Source organism: Klebsiella sp. C349492 (assembly GCF_042055345.1).
Taxonomy (GTDB): domain Bacteria; phylum Pseudomonadota; class Gammaproteobacteria; order Enterobacterales; family Enterobacteriaceae; genus Klebsiella; species Klebsiella scottii.
The window spans coordinates 935,262-959,741 of record NZ_JANQCE010000001.1 but is presented as its reverse complement, the minus strand read 5'-3'; the positions used below and the strand labels follow the sequence as shown (position 1 = coordinate 959,741).

Annotated in this window: 20 protein-coding genes; 7 read left to right on the top strand and 13 right to left on the bottom strand. The window is 53.7% G+C overall.

The window, feature by feature from the left end; genetic code table 11:
• Positions 1–18 precede the first annotated feature (18 nt).
• The 7 genes from NWP14_RS04610 to NWP14_RS04580 are packed head-to-tail and all read right to left on the bottom strand — an operon-like array spanning position 19 to position 5,179.
• Complete coding sequence (locus tag NWP14_RS04610; protein WP_375214858.1) at positions 19–822, bottom strand: pyrroline-5-carboxylate reductase family protein; 804 nt, start codon at positions 820–822, stop codon at positions 19–21.
• Positions 823–835: 13 nt separating this feature from the next.
• Positions 836–1,588 carry a VOC family protein gene (locus NWP14_RS04605; RefSeq protein ID WP_375214857.1) on the bottom strand — a complete coding sequence of 251 codons (753 nt, stop codon included), beginning with the start codon at positions 1,586–1,588 and terminating at the stop codon, positions 836–838.
• A complete protein-coding gene (locus NWP14_RS04600; RefSeq protein ID WP_095103522.1) occupies positions 1,588–2,109 on the bottom strand; it encodes an L-2-amino-thiazoline-4-carboxylic acid hydrolase in 522 nt (173 codons plus the stop codon). Before NWP14_RS04600 ends, NWP14_RS04605 begins: the two co-directional genes overlap by 1 nt.
• A gap of 23 nt (positions 2,110–2,132) precedes the next feature.
• Complete coding sequence (locus NWP14_RS04595) at positions 2,133–2,978, bottom strand: transporter substrate-binding domain-containing protein (protein WP_095103521.1); 846 nt, start codon at positions 2,976–2,978, stop codon at positions 2,133–2,135.
• Positions 2,965–3,720: an amino acid ABC transporter permease gene (locus NWP14_RS04590; RefSeq protein WP_375214856.1), complete on the bottom strand. Its 756-nt coding sequence runs from the start codon at positions 3,718–3,720 to the stop codon at positions 2,965–2,967. The genes NWP14_RS04595 and NWP14_RS04590 overlap by 14 nt, the downstream gene beginning before the upstream one ends.
• A 9-nt stretch (positions 3,721–3,729) precedes the next feature.
• Complete coding sequence (locus NWP14_RS04585; protein ID WP_095103594.1) at positions 3,730–4,428, bottom strand: ABC transporter permease subunit; 699 nt, start codon at positions 4,426–4,428, stop codon at positions 3,730–3,732.
• Positions 4,429–4,438: 10 nt separating this feature from the next.
• On the bottom strand, positions 4,439–5,179 hold the full coding sequence (locus NWP14_RS04580; protein ID WP_095103518.1) for an amino acid ABC transporter ATP-binding protein: 741 nt from the start codon (positions 5,177–5,179) through the stop codon (positions 4,439–4,441).
• A gap of 617 nt (positions 5,180–5,796) precedes the next feature.
• On the opposite strand from NWP14_RS04580, the gene NWP14_RS04575 reads away from it, so the two are divergent.
• The 3 genes from NWP14_RS04575 (at position 5,797) to NWP14_RS04565 (ending at position 9,477) form a co-directional block, all read left to right on the top strand.
• Positions 5,797–7,398, top strand: a complete 1,602-nt coding sequence (locus NWP14_RS04575; protein ID WP_331833773.1) for a gamma-glutamyltransferase — start codon at positions 5,797–5,799, stop codon at positions 7,396–7,398.
• Positions 7,399–7,494: 96 nt separating this feature from the next.
• Entirely contained in the window at positions 7,495–8,751 is a 1,257-nt protein-coding gene (oxlT, locus tag NWP14_RS04570) for an oxalate/formate MFS antiporter (protein WP_095103516.1), read from the top strand.
• Between the two features lie 27 nt (positions 8,752–8,778).
• Positions 8,779–9,477, top strand: a complete 699-nt coding sequence (locus NWP14_RS04565; RefSeq protein ID WP_095103515.1) for a GntR family transcriptional regulator — start codon at positions 8,779–8,781, stop codon at positions 9,475–9,477.
• Between the two features lie 189 nt (positions 9,478–9,666).
• Here the strand turns inward: NWP14_RS04565 and NWP14_RS04560 are convergent, their stop codons facing one another.
• Entirely contained in the window at positions 9,667–10,269 is a 603-nt protein-coding gene (locus tag NWP14_RS04560) for a DJ-1/PfpI family protein (RefSeq protein WP_375214855.1), read from the bottom strand.
• A 725-nt stretch (positions 10,270–10,994) separates the two neighbouring features.
• Between NWP14_RS04560 and NWP14_RS04555 the strand changes: the two genes are divergently transcribed.
• The 4 genes from NWP14_RS04555 to NWP14_RS04540 all read left to right on the top strand — a co-directional run bounded on the left by NWP14_RS04555 (position 10,995) and on the right by NWP14_RS04540 (position 15,150).
• Positions 10,995–12,020 carry an amino acid ABC transporter substrate-binding protein gene (locus tag NWP14_RS04555; RefSeq protein ID WP_095103512.1) on the top strand — a complete coding sequence of 342 codons (1,026 nt, stop codon included), beginning with the start codon at positions 10,995–10,997 and terminating at the stop codon, positions 12,018–12,020.
• Between the two features lie 65 nt (positions 12,021–12,085).
• Positions 12,086–13,264, top strand: coding sequence for an amino acid ABC transporter permease (locus tag NWP14_RS04550; protein ID WP_331833769.1), 1,179 nt, complete (start codon positions 12,086–12,088; stop codon positions 13,262–13,264).
• Between the two features lie 15 nt (positions 13,265–13,279).
• Positions 13,280–14,380 (top strand): amino acid ABC transporter permease, encoded by a 1,101-nt coding sequence (locus NWP14_RS04545; RefSeq protein ID WP_095103509.1) that lies wholly within the window; start codon positions 13,280–13,282, stop codon positions 14,378–14,380.
• Between the two features lie 8 nt (positions 14,381–14,388).
• Entirely contained in the window at positions 14,389–15,150 is a 762-nt protein-coding gene (locus NWP14_RS04540; protein ID WP_095103507.1) for an amino acid ABC transporter ATP-binding protein, read from the top strand.
• Between the two features lie 81 nt (positions 15,151–15,231).
• Here NWP14_RS04540 and NWP14_RS04535 read toward each other — a convergent pair whose 3' ends face one another.
• The 5 genes from NWP14_RS04535 to NWP14_RS04515 form a co-directional block, all read right to left on the bottom strand.
• Positions 15,232–16,125: a transglutaminase N-terminal domain-containing protein gene (locus tag NWP14_RS04535; protein WP_375214854.1), complete on the bottom strand. Its 894-nt coding sequence runs from the start codon at positions 16,123–16,125 to the stop codon at positions 15,232–15,234.
• Positions 16,122–18,533, bottom strand: coding sequence for a circularly permuted type 2 ATP-grasp protein (locus NWP14_RS04530; protein WP_375214853.1), 2,412 nt, complete (start codon positions 18,531–18,533; stop codon positions 16,122–16,124). The genes NWP14_RS04535 and NWP14_RS04530 overlap by 4 nt, the downstream gene beginning before the upstream one ends.
• Before the next feature lie 159 nt (positions 18,534–18,692).
• Entirely contained in the window at positions 18,693–22,037 is a 3,345-nt protein-coding gene (locus NWP14_RS04525) for a DUF2126 domain-containing protein (protein ID WP_095103503.1), read from the bottom strand.
• Positions 22,034–22,984, bottom strand: a complete 951-nt coding sequence (locus NWP14_RS04520; RefSeq protein ID WP_223261808.1) for an alpha-E domain-containing protein — start codon at positions 22,982–22,984, stop codon at positions 22,034–22,036. Before NWP14_RS04520 ends, NWP14_RS04525 begins: the two co-directional genes overlap by 4 nt.
• Positions 22,984–24,435, bottom strand: coding sequence for a circularly permuted type 2 ATP-grasp protein (locus NWP14_RS04515; protein WP_095103588.1), 1,452 nt, complete (start codon positions 24,433–24,435; stop codon positions 22,984–22,986). Before NWP14_RS04515 ends, NWP14_RS04520 begins: the two co-directional genes overlap by 1 nt.
• Positions 24,436–24,480: the final 45 nt, after the last annotated feature.

The window sequence follows — 24,480 nt, the reverse complement described above, 5'->3', positions numbered from 1 at the left end:
GATCGCTCCTGATAACGTTTACTGTGCCTCACCCAACTCACGGGTGCGTTTCACCGCCGCAAGCACGCTGCGTTGCAGGCCTGCAGCGAAATCGCTGTTGTTAAGCTCATACAACCCATGAATCCCGACCCCTGCCGGGGAGTTGTTGATATCGAGTAGCTGCCTCGGGTGTTTCTGGCTCAGGCGCAGCATCTCTATCGCCCCCTGCAGATTTTCCAGAACCACCTCAGCTGCCTGCGCACGCGACAGACCGGCCAGCACGCCCGCATCGGTAAACGACTCGATAAAGTAATAAATGTAGTTCGGCCCGGCGACGCCGAAGCCGGTAAAGATATCAATAAGCCGTTCCGGCAGGTAAAGCACCTTGCCAAAACCGCTCAGAAAAGGCTCCACCTGTTCGGGGATCGCCTGCGCGTTCAGAACCACCCCGCTGTAGCCAAATCCGGTATCGGTAAGCGTATTAGGGATAACCCGGGCAATGGGTTTTCCCGTCCCCAATACGGTTTCGAGTTTGTGCAGCGTCACCCCGGCAATCAGGGAGATCACCGTCGTTGCGGCAGAAAGATGGGGCCGAATACGCTCTGCCACACTCGATAAATCGTCCTGTGGGCGGATCCCCAGCACCACCAGGGCGGCCTCGCGCAACACATCCTCGCGCTGCTGCTCCTGCGCCAGGCCATAACGTTCAGTGAGCGCTGCGATGCGACCCGAATCGATATCCTCCAGCGAAATCTCTTCCGCGCGAAGCGTCCCCGCCGCCAGCGAGGCTCGAATAATGGCCTCCGCCATTTGTCCGGCACCAATAAAATGTACATTTGCCATGCGCAGTGACTCCTTATTGAAAGCGATATTCGCCGTTGCCTACGCGAAAACGTTGGCCTTTCAGCGCCGGGTCAGCGACGTTAAAGACCAGTTCGACTAAGCGGTTGGCCTGCCCCTGGAGAAAAACAAAGCGCTGTTGGCCCACTGCCAGCCCCTCAGGCAGTTCATTGAACCCAAATAGCGCGTGCCAGTGCGCACGCGCGGCCTGCGGGTCTTGCACCGCAAAAATAGCGCTCTGCAACGTTACCTCGCCTGCGGGATGTGGCCCGTCGAGCCCCTGAGCACGTAGCCGCGCCAGCCGCGCGCTATCGCCCTCTCCCCATTGCAAAATAAAGGGATACGGCAGACCGTTAAAATCCCCATCGATAGTGAAAATACGCCAGCTAATGGTATTACCCTGCGGATCGTTACGCCGGCCGTCGACAATCGGGGAGACATTCAGCCCCTTGCTGCGCAGGTCGGCATGCGTCTGGTCAATATCATCCGTGCGCAGCGCCACCCGATGCAGCGCCTGGTTTTCCGGCAACAGCTGCGCCGCGTCACGGGAGAGCAAAAAATCGGCCTGCGCCGACGCCAGCTCGGCGCGATCGTAGATGGCGAGAAATTCGATATAGGTCAGTCCGAAATAGCTGAGCGCATTCCAGGTCCCCCAGCCAGGGTGACGCCCACCGGCAAGCGCGCTGAGCTGCTGCCCGGCAAACGCGGCAATCGCTTCGTCCGGCTGGTTCACAAACTGAACGGCGTGATCCCATTTTAGTGTTGTCATTAAGCCTCCTGAGTCTGGTAGAAACGCAGCCGGCAGGCGGCATCCCCCCGCGCCAGCGCGGTCTCAACCGCTAACTGCATGCCCTCGAATGCATCGGTTAACGCATGATCCCCTTCCATGCAGATGTCGCACAGCGTCTCAATCTGCCGGGCATCGCGTCCCTGCTGACGCCAGCAATTGACGTAAGGGCAATAATGGAACAGCACAATAAACTCTGACGGGCTGGTCGATACGGTCTCCATTTCGTAAACCTGCGATTCCAGCCCACGGGTAAACACAGCAGCAAATTCCTGCAAATCGTTGTCACAACGCATCTTCGCGCGTACGGAACGCCCGATATCACGGCCATAACGGCGGATAGCGTCGCGCGCATAATCGTCGGGCTGATTGCGTAGCCGGGATTCATCAAGTAAATAGCCAAGCGTCGCGGCGCGCTTTTCGGTGATAGCCCGTAGCGCAAGAGTAACCTCGTCGTCCAGGGTCGGCGCGTTGTGCGCCGAAGCGGGCTGTTTTGTATTCATCAGACAGCACTCCCCTTAAACGACTATTCCCAGTCGGTGTTTACTTTGACGCTTTCCGCACCCGGCAGACCGTAAACATCTTCGTCATACCACTTGCGAGACAGTGCGGCCAGCGTGCCGTCTTTTTTAAGGGCTTCAAGCTCGTGGTCGATGGCCTCAATCAGTTTCGGGTCGGCATTCTTTTTGTATAAATAGACGTTGGGGAACAAACCGACCGACCCGGAGGCTTTCAGATTCAGATTCAGGGCTTTGTTTAACGCCAGTAATGCGCCAATCGGATATATAGCCGCATCGTACTCTCCGGAGGCGACGGCTTTGAAAATGTCCGCCGCAGATTGCTCACCGTTCGGCTGCAGATTGATTTGCTGACCTGGGTGCTTTTTGTTGTAGTTATCAATAACGGTATAGCGTGCGTCAGACGTATGGATCGGCACCAGTTTTTTCTTACCGCTCGCCAGATCTCCCAGCGTATGAATATCATTTTCATTGTTACGTATAATTAAACGCAGGTCGCTGATGCCCGAAGGCTGGCCAGAGTACGCGTATTGTGCCGCACGCTCTTTCGTGAGATAAAAATGGTCAGCCGCCAGAGTATACGCGCCGGTGGATAACCCGATGATCATCGCATCACGAGAGACCGCATTAAAATGGAACTTATAGTTGGCGAGCTTCTGGTCAATGACTTTTAATAACTCACCATCGTAACCGGTAATATTGTTATTATCATCCACAAAGCTAAACGGGAACCCGTTCGCATTCACCACCACTTCAACAGTTTCTGCATTCGGGCTTTTTTCGACCGCCTGAACCACCGCTACCTGCATTGCTAACAGCAACGAACCGATCATTAACACCTTATTTTTGAACATACTTCTTTCCCCAAAATGAGTGAGATGGAACCACTTTTCGTGCATGGCTTTTCCACCGGTTACTGAGATACGCCTCGATATGTCGCAATATCCGGGTAAGGACCAGACAGAGCGCAATATAAATAATCATGACGATGCAATAGGCCTCCACATAATGAAAACCACGTGCCGCCGCGATATTCGCCTTTGCCATCACATCGATCACGGTGATGGTATAAACCAGCGACGTATCCTTGATCAGGTCAATCAGGACGCTGGTGTAGTTAGGTAAAGCGGATACCGCCGCCTGCGGCAAAATAATGCGTCGAAACTGGGTAAAACCGGTCAGGCCAATCGACCATGCAGCTTCTCGTTGCCCTTTTTCCACCGCATTCCACGCCGAACGAAACGTCTCTGCGAAGTACGCGCTGAACACCACTGAAAAAGCAGCTACCGCGGCGACCAGAGGCGAGAGCTTGTAGCTGAACGGCGTCTCCTGCGGACCGCCAAAAAGCCCGCTGGCAAGCCACGGCCAGACATAAAAAATAAAATAGAGCATCACCAGCATGGGGATGGAGCGCCCAAAAGAGATAAACACCGCAACCAGATATTTCACGTAAGGCACATCGCGAATGACCACCCAGGCCAGGACGCCGCCTAATAGCGTCGAAAAAAATAACGATAAAATGGTGATCAGCAACGTGATCGGTAGTGCACTTAGTATAAAGGTGAAATTATCCCGGATAAAATCGATGCTAAACATAGTCGTATTTTACTCCAGTAAATATTGATACTTTTTCTCAATACGGGTAGTGAGATAAAAGATAATTATGTTAAGAAACCAGTAAATGAGGATGACGCTAATAAATGCCGCAACCTGCTTGGTACCATAGCTGTTTTGCGAGATTTTCTGCGCCCGACCAAAAATATCGACAATGCCAATAATATTAACCAGCGACGTCATCTTAACGAGGTTGATTAAAATATTGCCAAAATTCGGAATGGCGATAATGAGTCCTTGTGGGAAAATGATGCGCGCGATCCCAATATGCCAGGGAATATTCAGGCTGCGTATGGCCTCTTTTTGTCCTGGATCCACGGCATTCCATGCCGAGCGCATCATTTCTGCAAAATAGGGGCTAATGCCAACAGAAATAGACAATATGGCAAAGGTCATATCGCTAATCAGTAACGCCGGTAGTTCCAGCGCTGAGAGAATCAGTTTTCCGCCGAAGAAAAAGAGCAGGATCAGCAGAGCCAGCGGCGCTCCGCGCAGCACATCGGTGTACGCTTTCGCAAACACACTCAACACCGGTGAACGGCTAAACTGTAATACCGCAGCCAGCAGGCCAAGCGCCAGGCCGAGCAGCAGAGATGCAAGCGTAATACCCAGCGTGATCGGCAGGTTTTCCAGTAATTTCGGCACAATGAAAAGCAGATCGTCGGAACTCAATAACGGATGTGGATTCATCAGCGTGGCCTCAGGCGTGGTAACGTAATCGGGCAAGAAACGCCTGGGTCCTCGTGTGCAACGCCGCGCCAAAAATTTGCTCAGGCGGCCCCTGCTCCACGATCTCCCCGTTTTCCATAAACACCACCCTGGAGGCGACCTGGCGGGCAAACTCCATTTCATGAGTCACGATAATCATCGTTTGCCCGTTGGCGGCAATGTTCTGAATCAGCGTCAGGATTTCGCCTACTTTTTCCGGGTCCAGTGCTGATGTCGGTTCATCCAGTAACAGCACTGCCGGGTTAATTGCCAGCGCACGGGCAATGCCGATACGCTGTTTCTGCCCGCCAGAAAGGCTGTTCGGGTAATGGTCTTTTTTATGCAACAGCCCGACCTGTTTTAGCAGACGCTCGGCTACAGCCACTGCCTCCTGACGAGGGCGTTTTTGCGCATAAATCAGGCCTTCGGTAATATTTTGCAATGCGGTGAGATTGTGAAACAAATTCCAGGATTGAAAGACCATCGCGGTTTTCGCGCGTATTTTTTCAATCTCTTTTTTTCCGGCTTTCGCGCAGTCAACAACCGCATCATCGATTTCTATTTTCCCACTGTCGGCAGGCTCCAGAAAATTTAAGGTGCGCAATAATGTCGTTTTCCCCGAGCCGCTTGGACCAATAATGCAGATAACTTCCCCTGTATTAATGGAAAGCGAAACCTCTTTTAGTATTTGTTCGCCAGTAAAACTTTTACTGATCTTATCAATAGCAATCATTATTTTATTTTCGCAGCGAGCTATCCCTGATAAATGCGCAACACTGGCATTTATTTCTTTACTAAAACTATATTGCTGCGGGGTCTATAAAGACAAACAAGAAAAACACATATCCAAAGTTGAAAAACACATTTCCGACACAGGGCATTTTTCCTGAAACTGGCATATTCAAACTGTTGAGAGAATATAAAAGGCGGGGAAAAGAATGATCCGCTATTTATCGCCGCGGATCATTCTTTACATTCTTTTTTAGCATCCCACTCCTGCGCCCGCTAAGGTTCACCCGGTGTCAGCGAAGGCGATCAATCCAGGCAAAGAGTGATTTAGCAACCACGCTATCGCCGGGCTGCGGTGATAAACCGCTCCGGATGGGCGAAAAGAGCCCCGACTTAACGGGAGTCCTCTTCCCTGCCCCGCCTGTCTGGTTCTTTTATATGCAACGCACCTGGATCTGACATTTGCACCTTTGCAGTGCCACCGCACGACGAAATCCCACCCGCCACCTCCATTCGATTTCAGTTTAACTTGTTGATTATAATTATATTTTATAATTGGCTTATTTGTTGCATTGGCATGTGTATACACATATGTCGACAAGGTGTTATGCAATGAATCAGATGAAGTCAGTAAAATGCACGCAGGGGATGGCTGTTGCGCCGCACGCGATGGCAGCAGAAAGCGCTGTCGCTGTTTTAAGAGACGGTGGCAACGCTATTGAAGCGATGGTTGCCGCCGCAGCCACTATCGCCGTTGTCTATCCGCATATGAACGGCATTGGCGGCGATGGTTTCTGGTTGATCTCGGCGCCGGGTAAAGAGCCGGTAGCGATTCAGGCATGTGGATATGCGGCACAAAAAGCTGATATCCCTTTTTATAAAAAGGCGGGTTTTCAGCAAATTCCGTCGCGGGGTCCGCATGCCGCCAATACCGTGGCCGGGGCGGTGGCAGGTTGGAGCCTGGCGCTGGAATGGGCGGAACAGAACCTCACTGAACCAGCGCGCCTGCCGTTATCCCGTCTGCTGAAGGATGCTATTCACTATGCTCGTTATGGCGTTCCGGTCAGTGATGGGCTGCACCAGCAAATCGCATCCAGGCTAAACCAGCTGCGGTTATTCCCCGGCTTTACCTCGCTATTCGCTCCCTCAGGCGAGGCGCTGAACACGGATGAATTGCTGCACCAGCCTGCGTTAGCCAACACGCTGGAAAAGCTGGCCATAAACGGCCTGGATGATTTCTATCACGGTGATATCGCTCGTCTTATTGCCAGTGAACTTAACGCCGCCGGCTGCCTGTTGCAATTCAGCGATCTGGATAGCTTCGGCGCTTCTCTGGTCAAACCGCTGGCGCTGGAAATAGATGCCGGCACGGTTTATAACCTGCCCCCGCCGTCCCAGGGACTGGTCTCGCTGCTTATCACCGGGATCATCGAATATCAGCGTAAAAAAGGCGCCATTGTTGACGAAGCTGATTTCATTCATCAGTGCGTGGAAGCGATCAAGCTAGCGTTTGATTTGCGGGATCGTCATATCACCGACCCGGCGCATATGAAAGTCGACCCACAATCCCTGCTCGCGCCGGAAAACATCGAAATGCTCAGCCAACAAATCGCGGCCGATCGAACGCGAGCGTGGGAAGGTGGCCGCGGTCCGGCGGACACGATCTGGATGGGGGTCGTCGATAGTTCCGGTACGTCAGTGAGCTATATCCAGAGTATTTATCATGAATTCGGCAGCGCCGTTATTCTGCCGGACAGCGGCATTATCTGGCAGAACCGGTGCAGCAGTTTTTCGCTTGACCCCGCCGCGACTAACCCGCTTCAACCAGGTCGTTTGCCATTCCATACGCTCAACCCGGCGCTGGTGCGCCTGGTAAACGGTGACGTGATGGTTTACGGCAGCATGGGCGGCGACGGCCAGCCGCAGACAATGGCCGCCGTTTTCGACCGTATTCTTCATCAAGGCATGTCTCCGCAGGCGGCGGTAGCCGCGCCGCGCTGGCTGCTGGGCCGCACCTGGGGCGAAAGCAGCGACACGCTCAAGATTGAGAGCCGCTTAAGCCCGGCGACAACCGACATCCTCAGGCGTTACGGCCATGACGTCGAAATCTATCCCCCTTATGACGACATCATGGGTCATGCCGGCGCCATCATCCGCCGCCGCAACGGCATGCTTGAGGGGGGTAGCGATCCGCGCAGCGACGGCGGCGTGGCGATCTGGTAACGCTCATTTTTTCTATTCGACATTTTTCAACGGCGGGCGATATCCCCTGACGGGCGCCCTCTACCGAATGATTTTACACTGCGATCGGAGATTATTATGACTACTCTCAGCGAACCCTTTATCACACCTAAATATGGGAAATGGGGACAGCTCGTTCTTGGTTTGATCTGTATGGCTGCCATTTCAAGTCCGCAATATGTCTGGACGCTGCTGACGAAGCCGTTAGCCGCGAAACTGGGCGTGGGATTACCGGAACTGCAGGTCACCTTTTCTCTGCTAATCATACTGCAGACTTTCTTTTCACCGTTTCAGGGGCGGCTGGTTGAAAAATTCGGCCCCAGGCTGCTGATTTCGATCGGCACCGTAATGGCCGGGATGAGCTGGGTACTTTCAGCGCATATTCATGGTCTGACCGCGCTGTGGTTGATCTATGGCTGTATGGGCGGGCTTGGTACCGGGATTGTTTACATCGGCGTTGTCGGCCTGATGGTGAAATGGTTCCCGCAGCACCGTGGATTCGCCGCAGGCTCGGTGGCCGCCGGATACGGTATGGGCGCCGTATTAACCACTTTCCCCATCTCAATGTCGCTTGGCAGCTACGGTCTTGAACAAACGATGACCGTTTTCGGCATCATTTTTGCCGCTATAGGTTTTCTGGCAAGTCAGGGGCTGAGGCTGCCGCCGAACACGGTGTCGATCCCCGTCAGCCAGAAGCTGGCGCAGAGCAGCAAGCAATTCACCTCACGCGAAATGCTGCGCCAGCCGCTGTTCTGGCTGATGTTCGCCATGATGGCGATGATGTCCACCTCCGGGTTGATGGTTACCTCGCAGATGGCGGTTTTCGCAGAGGATTTCGGCATCAGTAAGGCGGTGGTATTTGGTATGGCGGCTTTGCCACTGGCTCTGACGATTGATCGTTTCACTAACGGTCTGACCCGCCCGCTATTTGGCTTTATCTCCGACCGTTTTGGCCGCGAGCAAACCATGTTCATCGCATTCGCGCTTGAGGGCGTTGCCATGACGTTATGGCTGGCGTGTCGAGAAGATCCAATGCTCTTTGTGCTATTGTCTGGTGTAGTGTTCTTTGGCTGGGGAGAGATCTTTTCACTCTTCCCGTCGACCCTGACTGACACCTTTGGCAGCGAAAATGCCGCGTCAAACTATGGCTGGCTGTACATTTCGCAAGGCATCGGTTCGATTTTCGGCGGCCCGCTTGCGGCGCTCTTGTATCAATACACTCAGGGGTGGCATGTTGTCTTCAGTTGCGCAATTGGCCTGGATTTTGTTACCGCCGCTCTCGCCTTGTGCGTTTTAAAACCCTGGCGTGCACGATTCATCCGCCAGCATAGCTAATCTCAGAACTTTTCAGGAATAACGGCAATGACATCTGAACCTACACAGCTTCTTCCGCATTCGGAGCGCGTCTGTCTTCGACTGCGGCAGGAAATTTACCAGTTTGTTCTTCTGCCAGGAGATCGGTTCACGGAGGTGGACATTGCCCGTCGCCTTGGATGCTCGCGTACGCCTGTGCGCGAAGCGCTGCTGATATTACAAAACGAAAACCTGGTCAGGCGCTGCGTTCGTAACGGGTGGGAGGTATTTCCCATTGATTTCGATACGTATGAAGATCTGTACGAAACGCGCGCGCTGATTGAAGCGAATACGGTCAGGCATCTGTGCAACTCAACTTCGCCGAAAGTGAACCGGGCCGTTCTCGCCGAACTTAAAGCAGTCTGGTGCGTCGCGCCTGAGGCGAGACTATTAGAGTGCGATAAAGTTTTGGAACTTGATGAGCAGTTTCATATTGCCCTGACGGAAGCCGCAGGCAATCGCGAACTGACGGCAATTCTGACCAATATTACCGACAGGATCCGCATTATGCGCCGGCTCGATTTTGAGTATGAGGCGCGTATTGCGCAGACCTATGAAGAGCATGCTGAACTGCTGGAGGCTATAGAATGCCGGCTGGAGGAGCGAGCGGTAGAGTTGATTATTCTGCATATCAAAGACGCCCACCTTGGCGCCAGTACCATTACGCTGCGCCGCCTGCAGCGCGTCCGGGCTAAAGCCCTTTCCTGAGTTGACCCTGCTCCCTTCTTGTAAAAGGGAGCAGGTCAGGAGCCGCGCCATTTTCGGGAAAAGAAAATAACCGCAGTTAAAGGTTGAACCATACGATCGCGCTAACCTGACCCTTATTTCTTCTGTGGTTCGCGCAATACTATGATGCTAAACAGGCTGCCCTCCGCGTCTCCTGTTTCATTGAATTAACTAAATCGTGGGTTTATTCCCGGTCCAGTCAAATGCCAGCTGTTTCGCGGTAAGCTCCGCAAGCGCTCTATCAGAAAAGCGTTCGACTAAATGTAGACTCATATCAATACCCGCTGAAATCCCGGCGGAGGTTACAATTGGTCCCTCATCTACCCAGCGTAATTCTTCTTTTACGAAGACTTGTGGAAACATCATTCGGAAATCGGGAATATCCTCCCAATGCGTGGTGGCGGATTTACCGGACAAAATACCCGCTTTAGCGAGTAAAAAAGAGCCGGTACACACTGAAGAGGTAATCACCGTTTTTAACGATTGCTGGTATATCCAGTCAATTACATTATTCTTTGCAAGCTCCGCATCGACAACCCCGCCAGGAATAATCAAGCAATCTATTGGTGGATGATTATCTATCGTGGCTTCAGGGGTAAGTTTCAGTCCTGCTCGCGCACGTATGGTCTCCAGGGTTTCGCCTACCGTAAAGACGTTAAACAGTGGTTTTTCTCCCCGATGAACCCTGGAAGCACAGGTGAAGACTTCATAAGGTCCAGCAAAATCGAGGACTTCAACATTATCAAAAATATAGATCCCGACTTGTACCGGCATAGATTCACTCCCTCGCTAGTGCGTAAAAACAGAAAAATACTTATCAGGCCAAAGCATATTATTACAATGGCCAACGCCAGGCTAAACAATCCAAACCGAATTCCAGTGCCGTCCTTTGAACTCACGCACTTGTCGGAGACCTGCGATCCACTACCTGAATTATTACCAGTCGGGGCTGAACGTTGCCAATACGAATTAAACATTACCCTGGCGCTTTCAGCATTAACGGGTTTCCTTTTGCCACGTTTGCATTCGCAACTAATGAAACAGTTACCTGCTTGATGGTAACGATAGTTGCAGTTAATACCGTGAGATTTTACCGGTAAATCTCACACTCCCGTCAGTGATATTGCCCAACTCGTCCCCCTTCCCTCATCCTGCTATCCCTTGAGACCGCGGCTGTATGCGAGTGAATCGTTTCGTCATTAAATGCCAAACCCATCAGCATGCGCCCTTCTTCTCCACGCCCGCTGCTTTCTTATCGTGAAACTTTTGCACTATTTTTGCCCACGATGACTCGTATTGTTCCCTTTTAGTGCTCAATAGTAACCGTAACTTTCTTGATGATTCAGATGATGAAGAACTCTTCCTATAAATTTCAGTGATCTGAAAACATGGCATCAAAATTGCCTTAACGGAAATGGCGGACCGCCACAGGAAAAAACGCACGGTACAGTGCTCAACACAACCACATAACACCACGATTTATCCACACAGGATGATTTATGAAAAAAATAATGTTCTCCACCCTGGTCGCCGCGGCGTCTCTGTTCGCCGTCGCGCAGCAAGCACATGCTGGCACCACTTTGGATGCAATTAAGAAGAAAGGGTTTGTTCAATGCGGTATCAGTGATGGTCTGCCGGGCTTCTCTTACGCCGATGCGAACGGTAAATTCACCGGTATTGATGTGGATGTCTGTCGCGCTACTGCTGCGGCGGTGTTTGGCGATGCCAGCAAGGTCAAATACACCCCGCTGACGGCAAAAGAGCGTTTTACCGCCCTGCAATCAGGTGAGGTGGACATTCTGTCCCGTAATACCACCTGGACTTCTTCACGCGACGGCGGGATGGGGTTCTTATTCGCGGGAGTCAACTATTATGACGGTATCGGCTTCCTGACCCATCAAAAGGCTGGCCTCAAAAGCGCTAAAGAGCTGGATGGCGCCACCGTGTGTATCCAGGCAGGTACGGATACCGAGCTGAACGTCGCCGATTACTTCAAAGCCAACAAAATGCAATACACGCCGGTGACCTTTGACCGCTCTGACGAATCGGCTAAGGCCCTCGACAGCGGCCGCTGCGACACCCTGGCTTCCGATCAGTCTCAGCTGTACGCGCTGCGTATTAAGCTGGGCAAACCGGATGAATTCATCGTTCTGCCGGAAGTTATTTCGAAAGAACCTCTGGGGCCAGTTGTGCGCCGCGGCGATGACGACTGGTTCACTATCGTTAAATGGTCCCTGTACGCAATGCTGAACGCTGAAGAAATGGGGATCAGTTCGAAAAACGTCGATCAGCTGGCGGCAAAACCCTCCAACCCGGACATGGCTCACCTGCTGGGTTCTGAAGGCGACTTTGGCAAAGACCTGAAGCTCGACAATAAATGGGCGTTCAACATTATTAAACAGGTCGGTAACTACCAGGAGAGCTTTGACCGCAATGTCGGTAAAGACAGCGCGCTGAAAATCGCGCGCGGCCAGAATGCGCTCTGGAACCAGGGCGGCATCCAGTACGCACCGCCGGTACGCTAATCTGCCTTCCAGTCGGGTACCGCACCCTGCGGTACCCAATGCGCTTTTTTCATTGAGGTTTCAACATGTCTCAACGCCCAACCGTAAAAAGGGATTTTTCGTTCGGTAATCCCACGGTTCGCGCCTGGCTTTACCAGATAGTCGCCATTGTGGCCGTGTTTGCTGTTGTGGGATATCTGATCCACAACACGGTGATCAACCTGGCCAATCGCGGTATTACATCCGGTTTTGGTTTTCTTGAACGTAGTGCCGGTTTCGGCATCGTCCAGCATCTGATTGATTACACTGAAGGCGATACTTACGCGCGCGTCTTCCTTGTGGGGTTAACCAATACTCTGCTGGTTTCCGCGCTGTGCATTGTTTTCGCCTCCATTCTCGGTTTCTTTATCGGCCTCGCCCGTCTGTCTGATAACTGGCTGCTGCGCAGGCTCTCGACCATTTATATCGAGACGTTCCGCAACATCCCGCCGTTGCTGCAGATCTTCTTCTGGTATTTTGCCGTTCTGCGTAATCTCCCCGGCCCACGCGAGGCATTAAGCGCATTCGATCTGGCGTTTGTCAGCAACCGCGGCCTTTACATCCCGTGGCCCACCTATGCGCCAGGCAGCTGGCCATTCGTTATCGCCCTGGCGCTGGCGATCGCAGGCAGCATCGGGTTACGGCATTACAACCGCCAGCACCAGCTGAAGACCGGTCAGCTGCGGCGGACCTGGCCCACAGCCGCCGCGATGATTATCGTCTTCCCGCTGATAGCCCATACGCTGTTTGGCGCCGCCACCCACTGGGATGTCCCGCAGCTTCGCGGATTTAACTTCCGTGGCGGATTCGTCATGATCCCGGAGCTGGCTTCGCTGACGCTGGCGCTGTCGATCTACACGTCTTCGTTTATTGCTGAAGTGATTCGCTCCGGTATCCAGTCGGTCCCGCATGGACAGAGTGAAGCGGCCCGTTCGCTAGGTTTGCCGAATCCCGTGACCATGCGGCAGGTGATCATTCCCCAGGCAATGCGGGTCATCATTCCACCGCTGACCAGCCAGTATCTCAACATCGTGAAAAACTCCTCGCTGGCGGCGGCCATCGGCTATCCGGATATGGTCTCGCTGTTTGCCGGTACGGTGCTGAATCAGACCGGTCAGGCGATCGAGACCATTGCTATCACCATGGCGGTCTATCTGATCATCAGTCTGGTTATTTCGCTGCTGATGAATATCTACAACCGCAAAATCGCGCTGGTTGAGCGTTAAGAGAACGGAATGACTATGTCTGTTACCACACATGAAACACCCCCGGCACCAGCAAACCCGGCGAGTAAAGCCTGGGCCTGGGCACGTAAACATCTGTTCTCCAGCTGGTTCAATACGCTGCTGACGCTGCTGTGTCTGTGGATTATCTGGACCGTGATCCCCCCGGCGCTGAACTGGCTGGTCTTCAAGGCAAACTGGCTGGGTACAACTCGCGCCGACTGTACCAAAGAAGGCGCCTGCTGGGTGTTTATCCATGCGCGCTTTGGCCAGTTCATGTATGGGCTCTATCCGCATGAACTCCGCTGGCGTATCAACCTCGCGCTGGTGATTGGTCTGTTGTCCATCATCCCGATGTTTATCAAATCAATGCCGCGCCGAGGCCGCTATATCGCCTGTTGGGCGGTGGCCTATCCCATCATCGTCTGGGTCCTGATGTACGGCGGTTTTTTGGGCCTCGAACGCGTCGAGACCCGCCAGTGGGGAGGTCTGACGCTGACGCTGATTATCGCCTCCGTCGGGATTGCCGGGGCGTTGCCGTTGGGGATTTTGCTGGCGCTGGGACGCCGCTCAACGATGCCGGTCGTTCGCACTCTGTCGGTGATTTTTATCGAGTTCTGGCGAGGCGTGCCGCTGATTACCGTGCTGTTTATGTCATCGGTGATGCTGCCGCTGTTTATGGCCGAAGGAACCACTATCGATAAGCTGGTGCGTGCGCTGGTCGGGGTTATTCTGTTCCAGTCGGCCTATATCGCGGAAGTGGTGCGCGGTGGATTGCAGGCGCTGCCCAAAGGGCAATATGAAGCGGCTGAATCGCTGGCGCTGGGCTACTGGAAAACACAGTTTCTGGTCATTCTTCCCCAGGCGCTCAAGCTCACCATCCCCGGCCTGGTCAACACCATCATCGCTTTGTTTAAAGACACCAGCCTGGTGATCATCATCGGCCTGTTCGATCTTTTCAGTAGCGTACAACAGGCGACGGTTGACCCCACCTGGCTTGGCATGTCGACAGAGGGCTACGTTTTTGCCGCTCTCGTCTACTGGATTTTCTGTTTTAGCATGTCGCGCTACAGCCAGTATCTGGAAAAGCGCTTTCACACCGGGCGTAAATCGCACTGAGGTTTTACATGACACACACGATGACTAATTCTGCTGACGCAATGATGATTTCGCTCGAAAATGTGAACAAATGGTACGGTCAGTTCCACGTATTGAAAGATATTAACCTGCAGGTGAAGCCCCGCGAACGTATTGTTCTCTGCGGGCCCTCAGGCTCGGGTAAATCGACCACGATTCGTTGCATCAACCACCTGGAAGAACACCAGCAGGGGCGTATCGTCGTTGATGGTATTCATCTCAACGATGATGTTCGCAATATAGAACGCGTGCGAACTGAAGTCGGCATGGTATTTCAACACTTTAATCTTTTCCCTCACCTGACCGTTTTACAGAACTGTACGTTGGCGCCGACCTGGGTGCGTAAGATGCCAGTGAAGGAAGCGGAAGCGCTGGCAATGCACTATCTGCAGCGAGTACGTATTGCTGAACATGCGCATAAATTCCCGGGACAGCTGTCCGGTGGTCAGCAGCAGCGCGTGGCCATTGCCCGTTCACTGTGCATGAAACCCAAAATCATGCTGTTTGATGAACCCACTTCGGCGCTGGACCCGGAGATGGTAAAAGAGGTGCTCGATACCATGATTGGCCTGGCGGAAGATGGTATGACGATGCTCTGCGTCACCCATGAAATGGGCTTTGCGCGCACGGTGGCTGACCGGGTTATCTTTATGGACCGCGGCGAAATCGTAGAACAGGCCCCGCCGCAGGAGTTTTTCGCCCATCCAAAATCAGAGCGTACCCGCGCGTTTCTGTCGCAGGTTATTCACTAAACGCTCAAGGAACGCCGCAAGCTTAAATACCCCTCAGCCGAGGTTGAGAGGGTATTTAAGCGTTCGTTCATCGCATCACGATCAATCAGGGGAGCACTCGCGCTGCACATCTACCGCCACCTGCAGGGCGAGCGTTGCTCCACCATCGAAAATAACCCCCTGTAACGGGGTGACATCGGCGTAGTCTCTCCCCCATGCCGTCACGATGTGCTGCCCCTGCGGCATGAGGTCATTGGTGGGATCAAATTCCAGCCAGCCTAAATCGGGGATAAAAATAGCAAACCACGCATGCGACGCATCGGCCCCCGCTAATTTTTCCTGCCCCTCAGGCGGCAGCGTTTCAATATAACCGCTGATATAACGCGCGGGTAACCCGACGGAACGCAGGCAGGCGATCGCCAGATGGGCGAAATCCTGACAGACGCCGCGCTTTTCCTGCAACACCTGCTCGGGTGGCGTAGTGACGCTGGTCGCAACCGGGTCGAAAGTGAACTCCGTAAAAATACGATGCGTAAAGTCCATCGCCGCCTGAATTACCCCGGCATTATCGTGAAAAATATCGACAGCATAGCTGGCCAGCCGTTCGGAACGGAGGATTAGTTCGGAATCCAGCACATACTCTTTCGCCATCCGCAGCTCCGGTGTCCCAGACTCATGTAGCAATCGACGATACTCTCCGCAGGTCAGCGGGTGGTTATATAGCAGGTCGGCGTGGTTTGTTTCGTCGATATCAAAGTAGCTTTCCATCTCAATGGTTAGCGTATCGTGCGGAACCTGAATCGAGAAATAAAACGTCAGATTGCCGAAATAATCACTCCCCTCGCTCTGATAAACGGGCATCGGGGTGACTGTAATTCGGCGTAGCAAACAGCGTTGATTAGCCGTATCGCGCGGCAGAAGATGCGTCATGTTGTAGCATAACGTCACGGGGGAATTGTACTGGTACTCCGTAAGATGACGTACCCGATATTTCATAAGTCGGTCTTCCATTGCGCGTTAATCAACTGCTGCGGTCCATCTGCGTGATCGAAATACTTGTCGCTCAGCAAGGTCGTGAATTGCTCCAGCTGGCTGATTATCTGCGTCATGAGCGCATCCAGTTGTCCCCGCAGCTCCGTTTGTTCATCGACCTGCGCCAGCATGTCCAGCTCGGCCAGTTGAATATCAGTCAGTGATTTCATTATCGGACGCATGTCGGACGTCAGGCTGGAAGTCTGACCCTCCTGTCGCGGCAGATCGAGCAGATATTTGCGCAGCCGATCGATCTGATAAATCAATGAACGCGGGTTGCTACCGTCCAGCATCAATAAATCCAGACCGGAAATGATGTTCATTCGTCCTCGATAGCGGCGACGGAAAGAGATCAATGCCTCCACGCTCATCAGTACCGATTCTAAAATTTGCTGTTGCTGCAGGCCAGGAAGAGCGCGGGTCAACGTGTGTTTTAGCAAAATGGCGGTTAGACGCGCCCGTTCGGCGCGGCGGCCAATCTCCTGAAAACGCCAGTCCATTCCGCGCAGCATGCTCTCATGATTTAGCCCGGACAATGCCAGTAAAGAGGTGACCAGGTTATCCAGTGACTCTTCCGGCAGTTCCGGCAGCCCATCCTGATACGCTACCTCCACCGTCCGGATGCAATCGCGTAACTCATTGAGAATAATTCGGGTATCGGCCGAGAGCATCTCTTTTACCTGCTCGCCGCATGTCAGCATGCTTTGGATATTAAATTTAATGGACCCGACGCGTTGACCATCGCAAACCAGCGAAGAAAGCTCATGACTCTGGTCGCCGATGGCGTCTCTTTCAGGCAACGTGCCGGTGAGCGAGAATAATGCCCCCAGCAGGACTTCGCGGCTTTCAGGCATAAACAACTCAACTCCGTTAAGTTGTTTGAAAAGAGTACGAATCACGCGCAGGCTCATTTCAGCGCGTTCCGCATAGCGGCCAAACCAGAACAGGTTCTCTATAACGCGGCTGGGCAGATTTCCCTCATCACGAGGAATGGAATCCGTCAGCGGCTGCTGCGCGATGTCGGGTTTTTCCCCCAGTATCCACGTATCTTTGCTGCGGGCGCCGGATAAATCGCTGACAATAAATTCATCAGCGGACTCAGCCACCCGTGATAGCGTTCCGGGCATTACGCAGTAGCCCTCCGGGGCGGCAACGGTAAACGCGCGGAAAATACCGGGGCGATACTCAATTTGTTGCTTATCCCAGACCGGTACGCGCGAGCCCGGTACATATACCTGAGCCACGTAGTTGTGCGGGTTGGCTATGATTTGCTGAATAATGAGCGTCCGATTGCTGTCATCCAGGCTATGGCCGTAAATGCTTTTGCTATCAAAACTACGCCAGGACGGTTTGATTATCAGATGCTCAAGGTTACGGATCACAAAATCGCGATCCTCAGCGCGGCCGCACCACCAGGTCTTAACCGTCGGGATCAATAGCGGTTCGCCAAGCAAACACTGACTAATTTCTGCGAGAAACGCCAGTAACGCCGGCGCTTCAAGAACCCCCGAGCCCAGAGGGTTTGCCAGCACGACGTTACCGCTGCGTACCACTTCCAGCAGTCCCGGCACGCCCAGTCGTGAGTCGGAGCGTAGTTCCGTTTGGTCGCAATAAGCATCATCCATACGGCGCAAAATCACATCGACTTCCGACAGGCCATTAAGGGATTTCAACCATACCCTGCCGTTACGCACGGTCAGATCGCCTCCCTGTACCAGCTGAAAACCGAGATAGTTCGCGAGGTAAGCATGCTCAAAATAGGTGCTGCTGTACGCACCGGGCGTCAGCACCACGATCCGCGGGGTATCGGTTTTGTGGCTGGCGAGGCTGGCTAACGTATGCCGTAGTGCATGAAAGAAGCCGGAAAGCCGCCGGACGTTGCTGTTGCGAAACAGCGACGGCAGCACGCGAGAAACTGCGATTCTGTTTTCCAGAACATAACCGGTGCCGCTCGGCGCCTGGGTGCGATCGCCAATAGCCACAAACTGTCCATCGCCGCTGCGAACTAAATCGACAGCGTGGAAGATTAGATTGTGCGCCCTCGGCAGACGTATACCGTGGCACTGACGCAGGAAGCCTGGGTGAGAGAACACGATTTCTGACGGGATAATTCCCTCTTTCAGCAGCCGTTGTTCGCCGTAGAAATCTTTAAGCATCAGGTCGAAAAGCAGCGAACGCTGCGCCAGCCCGCGTTCAACGGTTAACCACTCGTCTTCCGCCAGCAGATTTGGAATGATGTCCAGCGACCAGACGTTCGGCGACAGCGGATCGCCATTGAGGTTATAGGTTGCGCCATCATCGCGCAAAATACGCCTGGCCTGACGAAGACGGTTTTCCATCCCGTCCACGCCCATCTCGCTGACGCTGTTCATGACCTCAGTCCATTGCGGGCGGATGATGTTCGCCGGATCGCAAGCTTCGTTATAAACGTCTGTCGTAGAGAGATCGACAGAGAAAGACGCCGGCTCACAGGCCGGCGTGATTGATTCAGAAAAAGAAGCTGTCATGTATTCTGATTACCCGGCTCAAAGCTAAATCCTAGTATACTTCCTGCGAAGATCCAAAGTATGCGGGTATTCGTCGCCGGGCTCTTCTTCCGGCGGAGCCATAGGGCGTGGAACCTGCTCATGCTCATAGAATGTCCTTAACGCGCTAAATGCCGGTGGAGGGGTCAGGACGCCTTGGGTGAAGCCATGATCCCAGAATCGATTGACGCGCCTCGCCTCAGCTTCATTGCTGTTGACCGGTAGCGTCTCATAGTGACGTCCGCCAGGGTGGCTGACGCGATAGCTGCAGCCGCCAATGGAAAGACCGTTCCAGGTATCAATCAGGTCAAACACCAGGGGGGTATTCACCCCAAGAGTCGGATGCAGCGCCGATGGCGGCGCCCAGGCTCGATAGCGTACCGCCCCTACCATCTCCCCTTTTTTGCCGGTCGCTCGCAGCGGTACGCGGCGGCCGTTGCACGCCAGCACATAGCGTCCTTCAGTCAAACCGGACAGGCGCACCTGCATGCGCTCGACGGAGGAATCAACATAGCGAGAGGTCCCGGACTGAGTGACTTCCTCGCCCAGTACATGCCACGGTTCGATCGCCCAGCGAAGCTCCAGCTCAATATCATCAATTTGCTGACGGCCATAGTGCGGGAAGCGAAACTCCTCGAACGGCAGCAGCCAGGCCAGCTTGAACGGGTAGCCATGTTGTTGCAGGTCATCCACCACTTCTTTAACGTCCTGCCAGACGAAATGCGGCAGCATAAATTTATCGTGCAGCTGTGTCCCCCAGCGGACCAGCGGCTTGTGATAGGGTGTTTTCCAGAAACGCGCCACCAGACAACGGAGCAGCAGCAGCTGCACCAGCGACATGCGCGCGTGAGGAGACATTTCGAAGCCGCGAAACTCCAGCAGCCCCAGACGCCCGCTGCTGCTGCCCGCCGCGTAGAGTTTGTCGATACAAAATTCGGAGCGATGGGTATTGCCGGTGATATCCACCAGCAGGTTGCGCATCAGCCTGTCCACCAGCCACGGGGTATCAACCAGCCCTTCCGGCATGTTCTGGAAGGCAATCTCCATTTCATACAGGGCTTCATCCCGACCTTCATCCGGGCGCGGAGCCTGACTGGTTGGGCCAATAAACATTCCTGAGAATAAGTAGGAAAGCCCCGGATGGTGCTGCCAGTATGTCACCAGGCTACGCAGGAGATCGGGACGCCGCAGTAGAGGACTGTCAGCAGGTGTGATTCCGCCCAGGGTAACGTGGTTGCCTCCCCCGGTTCCGGTATGCCGCCCATCGATCATAAACTTCTCTGCCCCCAGCCGCGCCTGGTGCGCCTGTTCATAGAGGGTTTCAATATTATGGACCAACTCATCCCAGCGGCTGGCCGGGTGAATATTGACCTCAATCACGCCCGGGTCCGGGGTCAACAGCAGCTTCTGCAAGCGATGATCTTTTGGCGGTTCATAGCCTTCAATCACCACGGGCAATTGCAGCTCGCCGGCCGCCGCCTCGACGGCATGAATCAGCGCAACATAATGCTCCAGGTGGGTTACCGGCGGCAGGAACAGATGTAGCTTGCCATCGCGCGGCTCAAGACACAGAGCGGTGCGGATCACACTTTTACGCCGATTTCGTGCCGGCTGTTGTTGTTGCACCGCCTGCCGGGCGATAGTCGTTGGCGTATATTTATCCGGAGTAAAGACAGGCAGCGGTTCACGCGGTTCAAAAGGATCGCGTTCGGCGGCTATCTCATCTTCGGCTAGCGGAGGCAGCGCATTCAGCGGCAGACGATAACCCATCGCGCTATCGCCGGGGATCAGCGTAATAAGCCCGGCGCGCATTGACCAGCGGCTACTTTGCCACCGTATGCCATCAAATTCGACAGGCAGGATATAGCCCGCTGCGTTTTCCATACCGCGGCTGAGTAAACTGGCCAGCCTCCGCCGTTCAAGGTCATCGGTCAGATTCGCCGTTCTCGGATCAACCTCTTCCGGCAGCGAGCGCTCCAGCCACAGATAGTAGAGTGAATCTTCATAAGCCGGCTGCAGGTAGGTTGGCGCAACGCCTAATTGCCGACAGAGCGCCTGTCCAAAGCGTTCGGCATCTTCGACGCTATGGCCATAATCCCGATCGATGCGGGCAAACAGCGACGGATCGCGCCACAGGGCTTCGCCATCGGTGCGCCAGAAGCAGCCCAGCGCCCAGCGCGGTACTTCCTCGCCCGGATACCACTTACCCTGACCATAATGCAGTAAACCATTGTGACCGAACTGCGCTTTTAGCCGTAGTAACAGATCCTTGGCCAGCCGTAGCTTATCCTTACCCAGCGCCTCTGTATTCCACTGCGCGGAATCCATATCGGTGGTAGAGACAAATGTCGGCTCGCCCCCCATCGTCAGGCGCACATCGCCAGATTGCAGGTCGGCATCAACGGCGCGTCCCAGGGCGTTGATATTAAGCCACTCTTCTTCGCTGTAAGGGCGCGTGACCCGCGGGTCTTCGTGAATTCGCGTAACAATATTCGAGTAGCTGAACTCGCATTCGCACGGGTCGGTTCCGCCAGTAATCGGCGCGGCAGAGAGCGGGTCGGCCGTGCAGGCTAAAGGAATATGCCCTTCCCCCGCGAACAAACCACTCGTCGGGTCGAGCCCCACCCACCCGGCACCGGGCAGATAGACTTCACACCAGGCGTGCAGATCGGTGAAATCCTGCTCCGGGCCAGACGGACCGTCGATCGCTTTTACATCGGCGGCCAGCTGCACCAGATAACCCGAGGCAAAGCGAGCAGCGAGGCCCAAATTCCGGAGTATCTGTACCAGCAGCCAGGAGGTGTCCCTGCAGGAGCCTTTTTTCAACGTCAGCGTTTCCTGACAACTCTGTACGCCGGGCTCCAGGCGAATGCCGTAGTCAATTTCGTTCGCCAGGCGGCTATTTAACTGCACCAGAAAAGGCACGATGGGCATCTTTTCTTTGCGTTCAACGGTTGCCAGCCACTCTTCCAGCTCAGGACTCTGCTCAGACGTCTTCAGATAGGGCGTAAGCTCTTCGTGCAGTAAGGCATCGTAAACAAATGGAAAATTCTCGGCATACTCTTCAATAAAGAAGTCAAACGGGTTGATCACGGTCATATCCGCAATCACCTCCACCTCAAACTCCAGCCGGTTCATTTTTTCAGGGAAAACCAGCCGCGCCTGATAGTTGCCGAAAGGGTCCTGCTGCCAGTTAATAAAGTGACTTTCCGGCGTCACTTTCAGGGAGTAGCCATGAATATGCGTGCGTGAATGAGGGGCCGGCCGCAGTCGTAAAATATGTGGCGCCACGTTAATAACACGATCGAACTCATAGATAGTTTTATGCTGTATCGCAACCCGGATAGTCATGCAGCATCTCCTTGCAGGAAATGAAACCAGTTATCGGTAATCAAATGATGTAGCGCAATCAGGCTGAGCTGGATTTCATTTAAATAGTGGCTAAATTCCTGATTCAGATCGTGAGAATTATCGACGCCTCGGGTAGCAAGCAACAGACTATCGATGTGCGCCGAAACGACCGCCGCCCGCGGCAGCTCAGCGGCGGCGAGCTTGATCTGTTCCAGGCAATAGCGCTGCGAACGGGGGAAATGAGCATCTGTGAGCAGCAGAGTGACCGCCAGGGAGCCTTTAATCGAGCAGCGCATAACCCGGCGAAAGCTTAGATAGGCGCTTTGCGACTTCAGCACTTTAGACCACACTACCTGCCCAAGCTTGACGCTCTCCTCCTCGCGAGCCTGCATCATCAGCGAATTAGCCGCGTCAAGAATGCGCGTATTCATATCAGCGCGCTCCAGATAGCGCCCCATGTTCAGAAAATGCCAGCCGGCATCGCGGCTCATAGAACCGGTAAGCAGGCCGCTAATTTTTTGGCACCCTTCAATGACGGTATTAATATACGTATGCCGCTCAGAGCGGTTAATACCCAGGCGGATGTTTTGCCTCGCGTATAAATCCAGTTCATTAATCAGTTCCCACATCTCTCCCGGCACAACATCACGGCTGGTACGGATATTTTCACGGACCATTTTTAATGACGAAAGTAAAGAATCGGGATTGGTATCGTCAGCCAGCAAAAACTTCAGAACATTGCGTTCGTCTTTAATCTTATAGCGCTGGCTAAACAGCTCCACCCCGCTGTTAATTTCAATCAGGTTATACCAGGAAACGGCAATATCCCGTGGCAGATCGTATAGCAGATCGTCGTACACGCTGACTAACCGCGCGATATTTTCCACTCGCTCCAGATAACGCGCGCTCCAGTAAAGACGCGCGGCAACTCTTGATAGCATGTTCATTATCTCTTGCTCTCCACGATCCAGGTATCCTTACTCCCGCCGCCCTGCGATGAATTAACCACTAATGAGCCCTTTTTCATCGCAACCCGCGTTAACCCTCCGGTCGTCACGTACGTCTCTTTGCTCTGTAAAATAAAAGGGCGCAAATCAAGGTGCCGTGGCTCCAGAGAATCTTTAGCGATGAGAGCCGGCGCGGTGGACAGTTTCAGCGTCGGTTGAGCGATATAATTACGCGGATTAGCCTGTATCAGTTCGGCAAACAGCTGCTGCTCTTTTTTGGTCGAATGCGGCCCCACCAGCATGCCGTAACCGCCAGATTCGTTGGCCGGTTTCACCACCAGCTTGTCCAGATTTTGGAGGACATAATCGCGCTCGTCATCATTCTGACAGAGGTAGGTTTTGACGTTAGGCAGAATCGGTTCTTCGTCCAGATAGTAGCGAATCAGCGCCGGAACGTACGCATAGACGACTTTATCATCCGCAACCCCTGCCCCTGGCGCATTGGCCAGCGCGACGTTTCCGGCTTTCCACGCCCGCATCAGGCCGGGAACCCCGAGAACGGATTCAGGATGAAAGACTTCCGGATCGAGAAATAGATCGTCAATACGCCGGTAAATGACGTCCACCCGTTCCGGGCCGTAGATCGTTTTGGTATAAACGCAGTCGTCGCTGCCGACAAACAGATCGGCGCCTTCCACAAGCTCCACCCCCATCTGCTGGGCAAGGAAAGCGTGTTCGAAATAGGCGGAATTATAGATCCCCGGCGTCAGCACCACGATTTCCGGGCGCGCGACCTGCCGGGGCGACAGGGCTGTCAGGGTTTCCAGGAGTTGTGCAGGATAGGCGTCAATCGGCTTGATATCGTCACTTTCAAACAATTCAGGCAGAACACGCTTGGTAATCGCGCGGTTTTCCAGCATATAGGAGACGCCGGATGGTACCCGGAGATTATCTTCCAGTACGTAGAACTGCCCGGTTTCATCACGCACTAAATCGGTGCCGCAGATATGAGCCCATACGCCATAGGGAGGCGACATACCTATACACTCAGGGCGGAAATTTTTTGATTCCTTAATAATATACTCAGGAATTATGCCATCTTTGATGCAGCGTTGCTCATGATACAGGTCTTCGATAAAACGGTTCAGGGCGGTAAGTCGCTGCTTCAGGCCGGTCTCCGCTATCGCCCAGTCTTTGGCATCGATGGTGCGAGGAATAATATCGAATGGCCAGGTCCTGTCGATATTTCCTTTGTCGGTATATACCGTAAAACTAATTCCCATTTCCTGCACCGTCGCCTCTGCGGTCAGGCGACGTTTTTCCAGTTCGTCCGGCGGGAGAGAATCAAGGCATTGAATCAGGCGCTGTGCGGAAAGGCGGGGGTTGCCCTCGTGGTCAATTAGCTCGTCGAAATAAATGTCGGCTTCGTAGTTTTTTATGAGTTTATGCATCAGCATTGTATCCTTATCAAACCGCCGATCGGGGCAGTATATGCT

What these genes read in the sequence shown, in the direction of transcription:
- NWP14_RS04515 (WP_095103588.1), bottom strand. Translation starts at nt 24,435, where the DNA reads ATGCATAAACTCATAAAAAACTACGAAGCCGACATTTATTTCGACGAG.
- NWP14_RS04565 (WP_095103515.1), top strand. Translation starts at nt 8,779, where the DNA reads ATGACATCTGAACCTACACAGCTTCTTCCGCATTCGGAGCGCGTCTGT.
- oxlT (WP_095103516.1), top strand. Translation starts at nt 7,495, where the DNA reads ATGACTACTCTCAGCGAACCCTTTATCACACCTAAATATGGGAAATGG.
- NWP14_RS04585 (WP_095103594.1), bottom strand. Translation starts at nt 4,428, where the DNA reads ATGAATCCACATCCGTTATTGAGTTCCGACGATCTGCTTTTCATTGTG.
- NWP14_RS04550 (WP_331833769.1), top strand. Translation starts at nt 12,086, where the DNA reads ATGTCTCAACGCCCAACCGTAAAAAGGGATTTTTCGTTCGGTAATCCC.
- NWP14_RS04600 (WP_095103522.1), bottom strand. Translation starts at nt 2,109, where the DNA reads ATGAATACAAAACAGCCCGCTTCGGCGCACAACGCGCCGACCCTGGAC.
- NWP14_RS04605 (WP_375214857.1), bottom strand. Translation starts at nt 1,588, where the DNA reads ATGACAACACTAAAATGGGATCACGCCGTTCAGTTTGTGAACCAGCCG.
- NWP14_RS04535 (WP_375214854.1), bottom strand. Translation starts at nt 16,125, where the DNA reads ATGAAATATCGGGTACGTCATCTTACGGAGTACCAGTACAATTCCCCC.
- NWP14_RS04580 (WP_095103518.1), bottom strand. Translation starts at nt 5,179, where the DNA reads ATGATTGCTATTGATAAGATCAGTAAAAGTTTTACTGGCGAACAAATA.
- NWP14_RS04590 (WP_375214856.1), bottom strand. Translation starts at nt 3,720, where the DNA reads ATGTTTAGCATCGATTTTATCCGGGATAATTTCACCTTTATACTAAGT.
- NWP14_RS04575 (WP_331833773.1), top strand. Translation starts at nt 5,797, where the DNA reads ATGAAGTCAGTAAAATGCACGCAGGGGATGGCTGTTGCGCCGCACGCG.
- NWP14_RS04540 (WP_095103507.1), top strand. Translation starts at nt 14,389, where the DNA reads ATGACACACACGATGACTAATTCTGCTGACGCAATGATGATTTCGCTC.
- NWP14_RS04560 (WP_375214855.1), bottom strand. Translation starts at nt 10,269, where the DNA reads ATGCCGGTACAAGTCGGGATCTATATTTTTGATAATGTTGAAGTCCTC.
- NWP14_RS04595 (WP_095103521.1), bottom strand. Translation starts at nt 2,978, where the DNA reads ATGTTCAAAAATAAGGTGTTAATGATCGGTTCGTTGCTGTTAGCAATG.
- NWP14_RS04520 (WP_223261808.1), bottom strand. Translation starts at nt 22,984, where the DNA reads ATGAACATGCTATCAAGAGTTGCCGCGCGTCTTTACTGGAGCGCGCGT.
- NWP14_RS04610 (WP_375214858.1), bottom strand. Translation starts at nt 822, where the DNA reads ATGGCAAATGTACATTTTATTGGTGCCGGACAAATGGCGGAGGCCATT.
- NWP14_RS04555 (WP_095103512.1), top strand. Translation starts at nt 10,995, where the DNA reads ATGAAAAAAATAATGTTCTCCACCCTGGTCGCCGCGGCGTCTCTGTTC.
- NWP14_RS04545 (WP_095103509.1), top strand. Translation starts at nt 13,280, where the DNA reads ATGTCTGTTACCACACATGAAACACCCCCGGCACCAGCAAACCCGGCG.
- NWP14_RS04530 (WP_375214853.1), bottom strand. Translation starts at nt 18,533, where the DNA reads ATGAACAGCGTCAGCGAGATGGGCGTGGACGGGATGGAAAACCGTCTT.
- NWP14_RS04525 (WP_095103503.1), bottom strand. Translation starts at nt 22,037, where the DNA reads ATGACTATCCGGGTTGCGATACAGCATAAAACTATCTATGAGTTCGAT.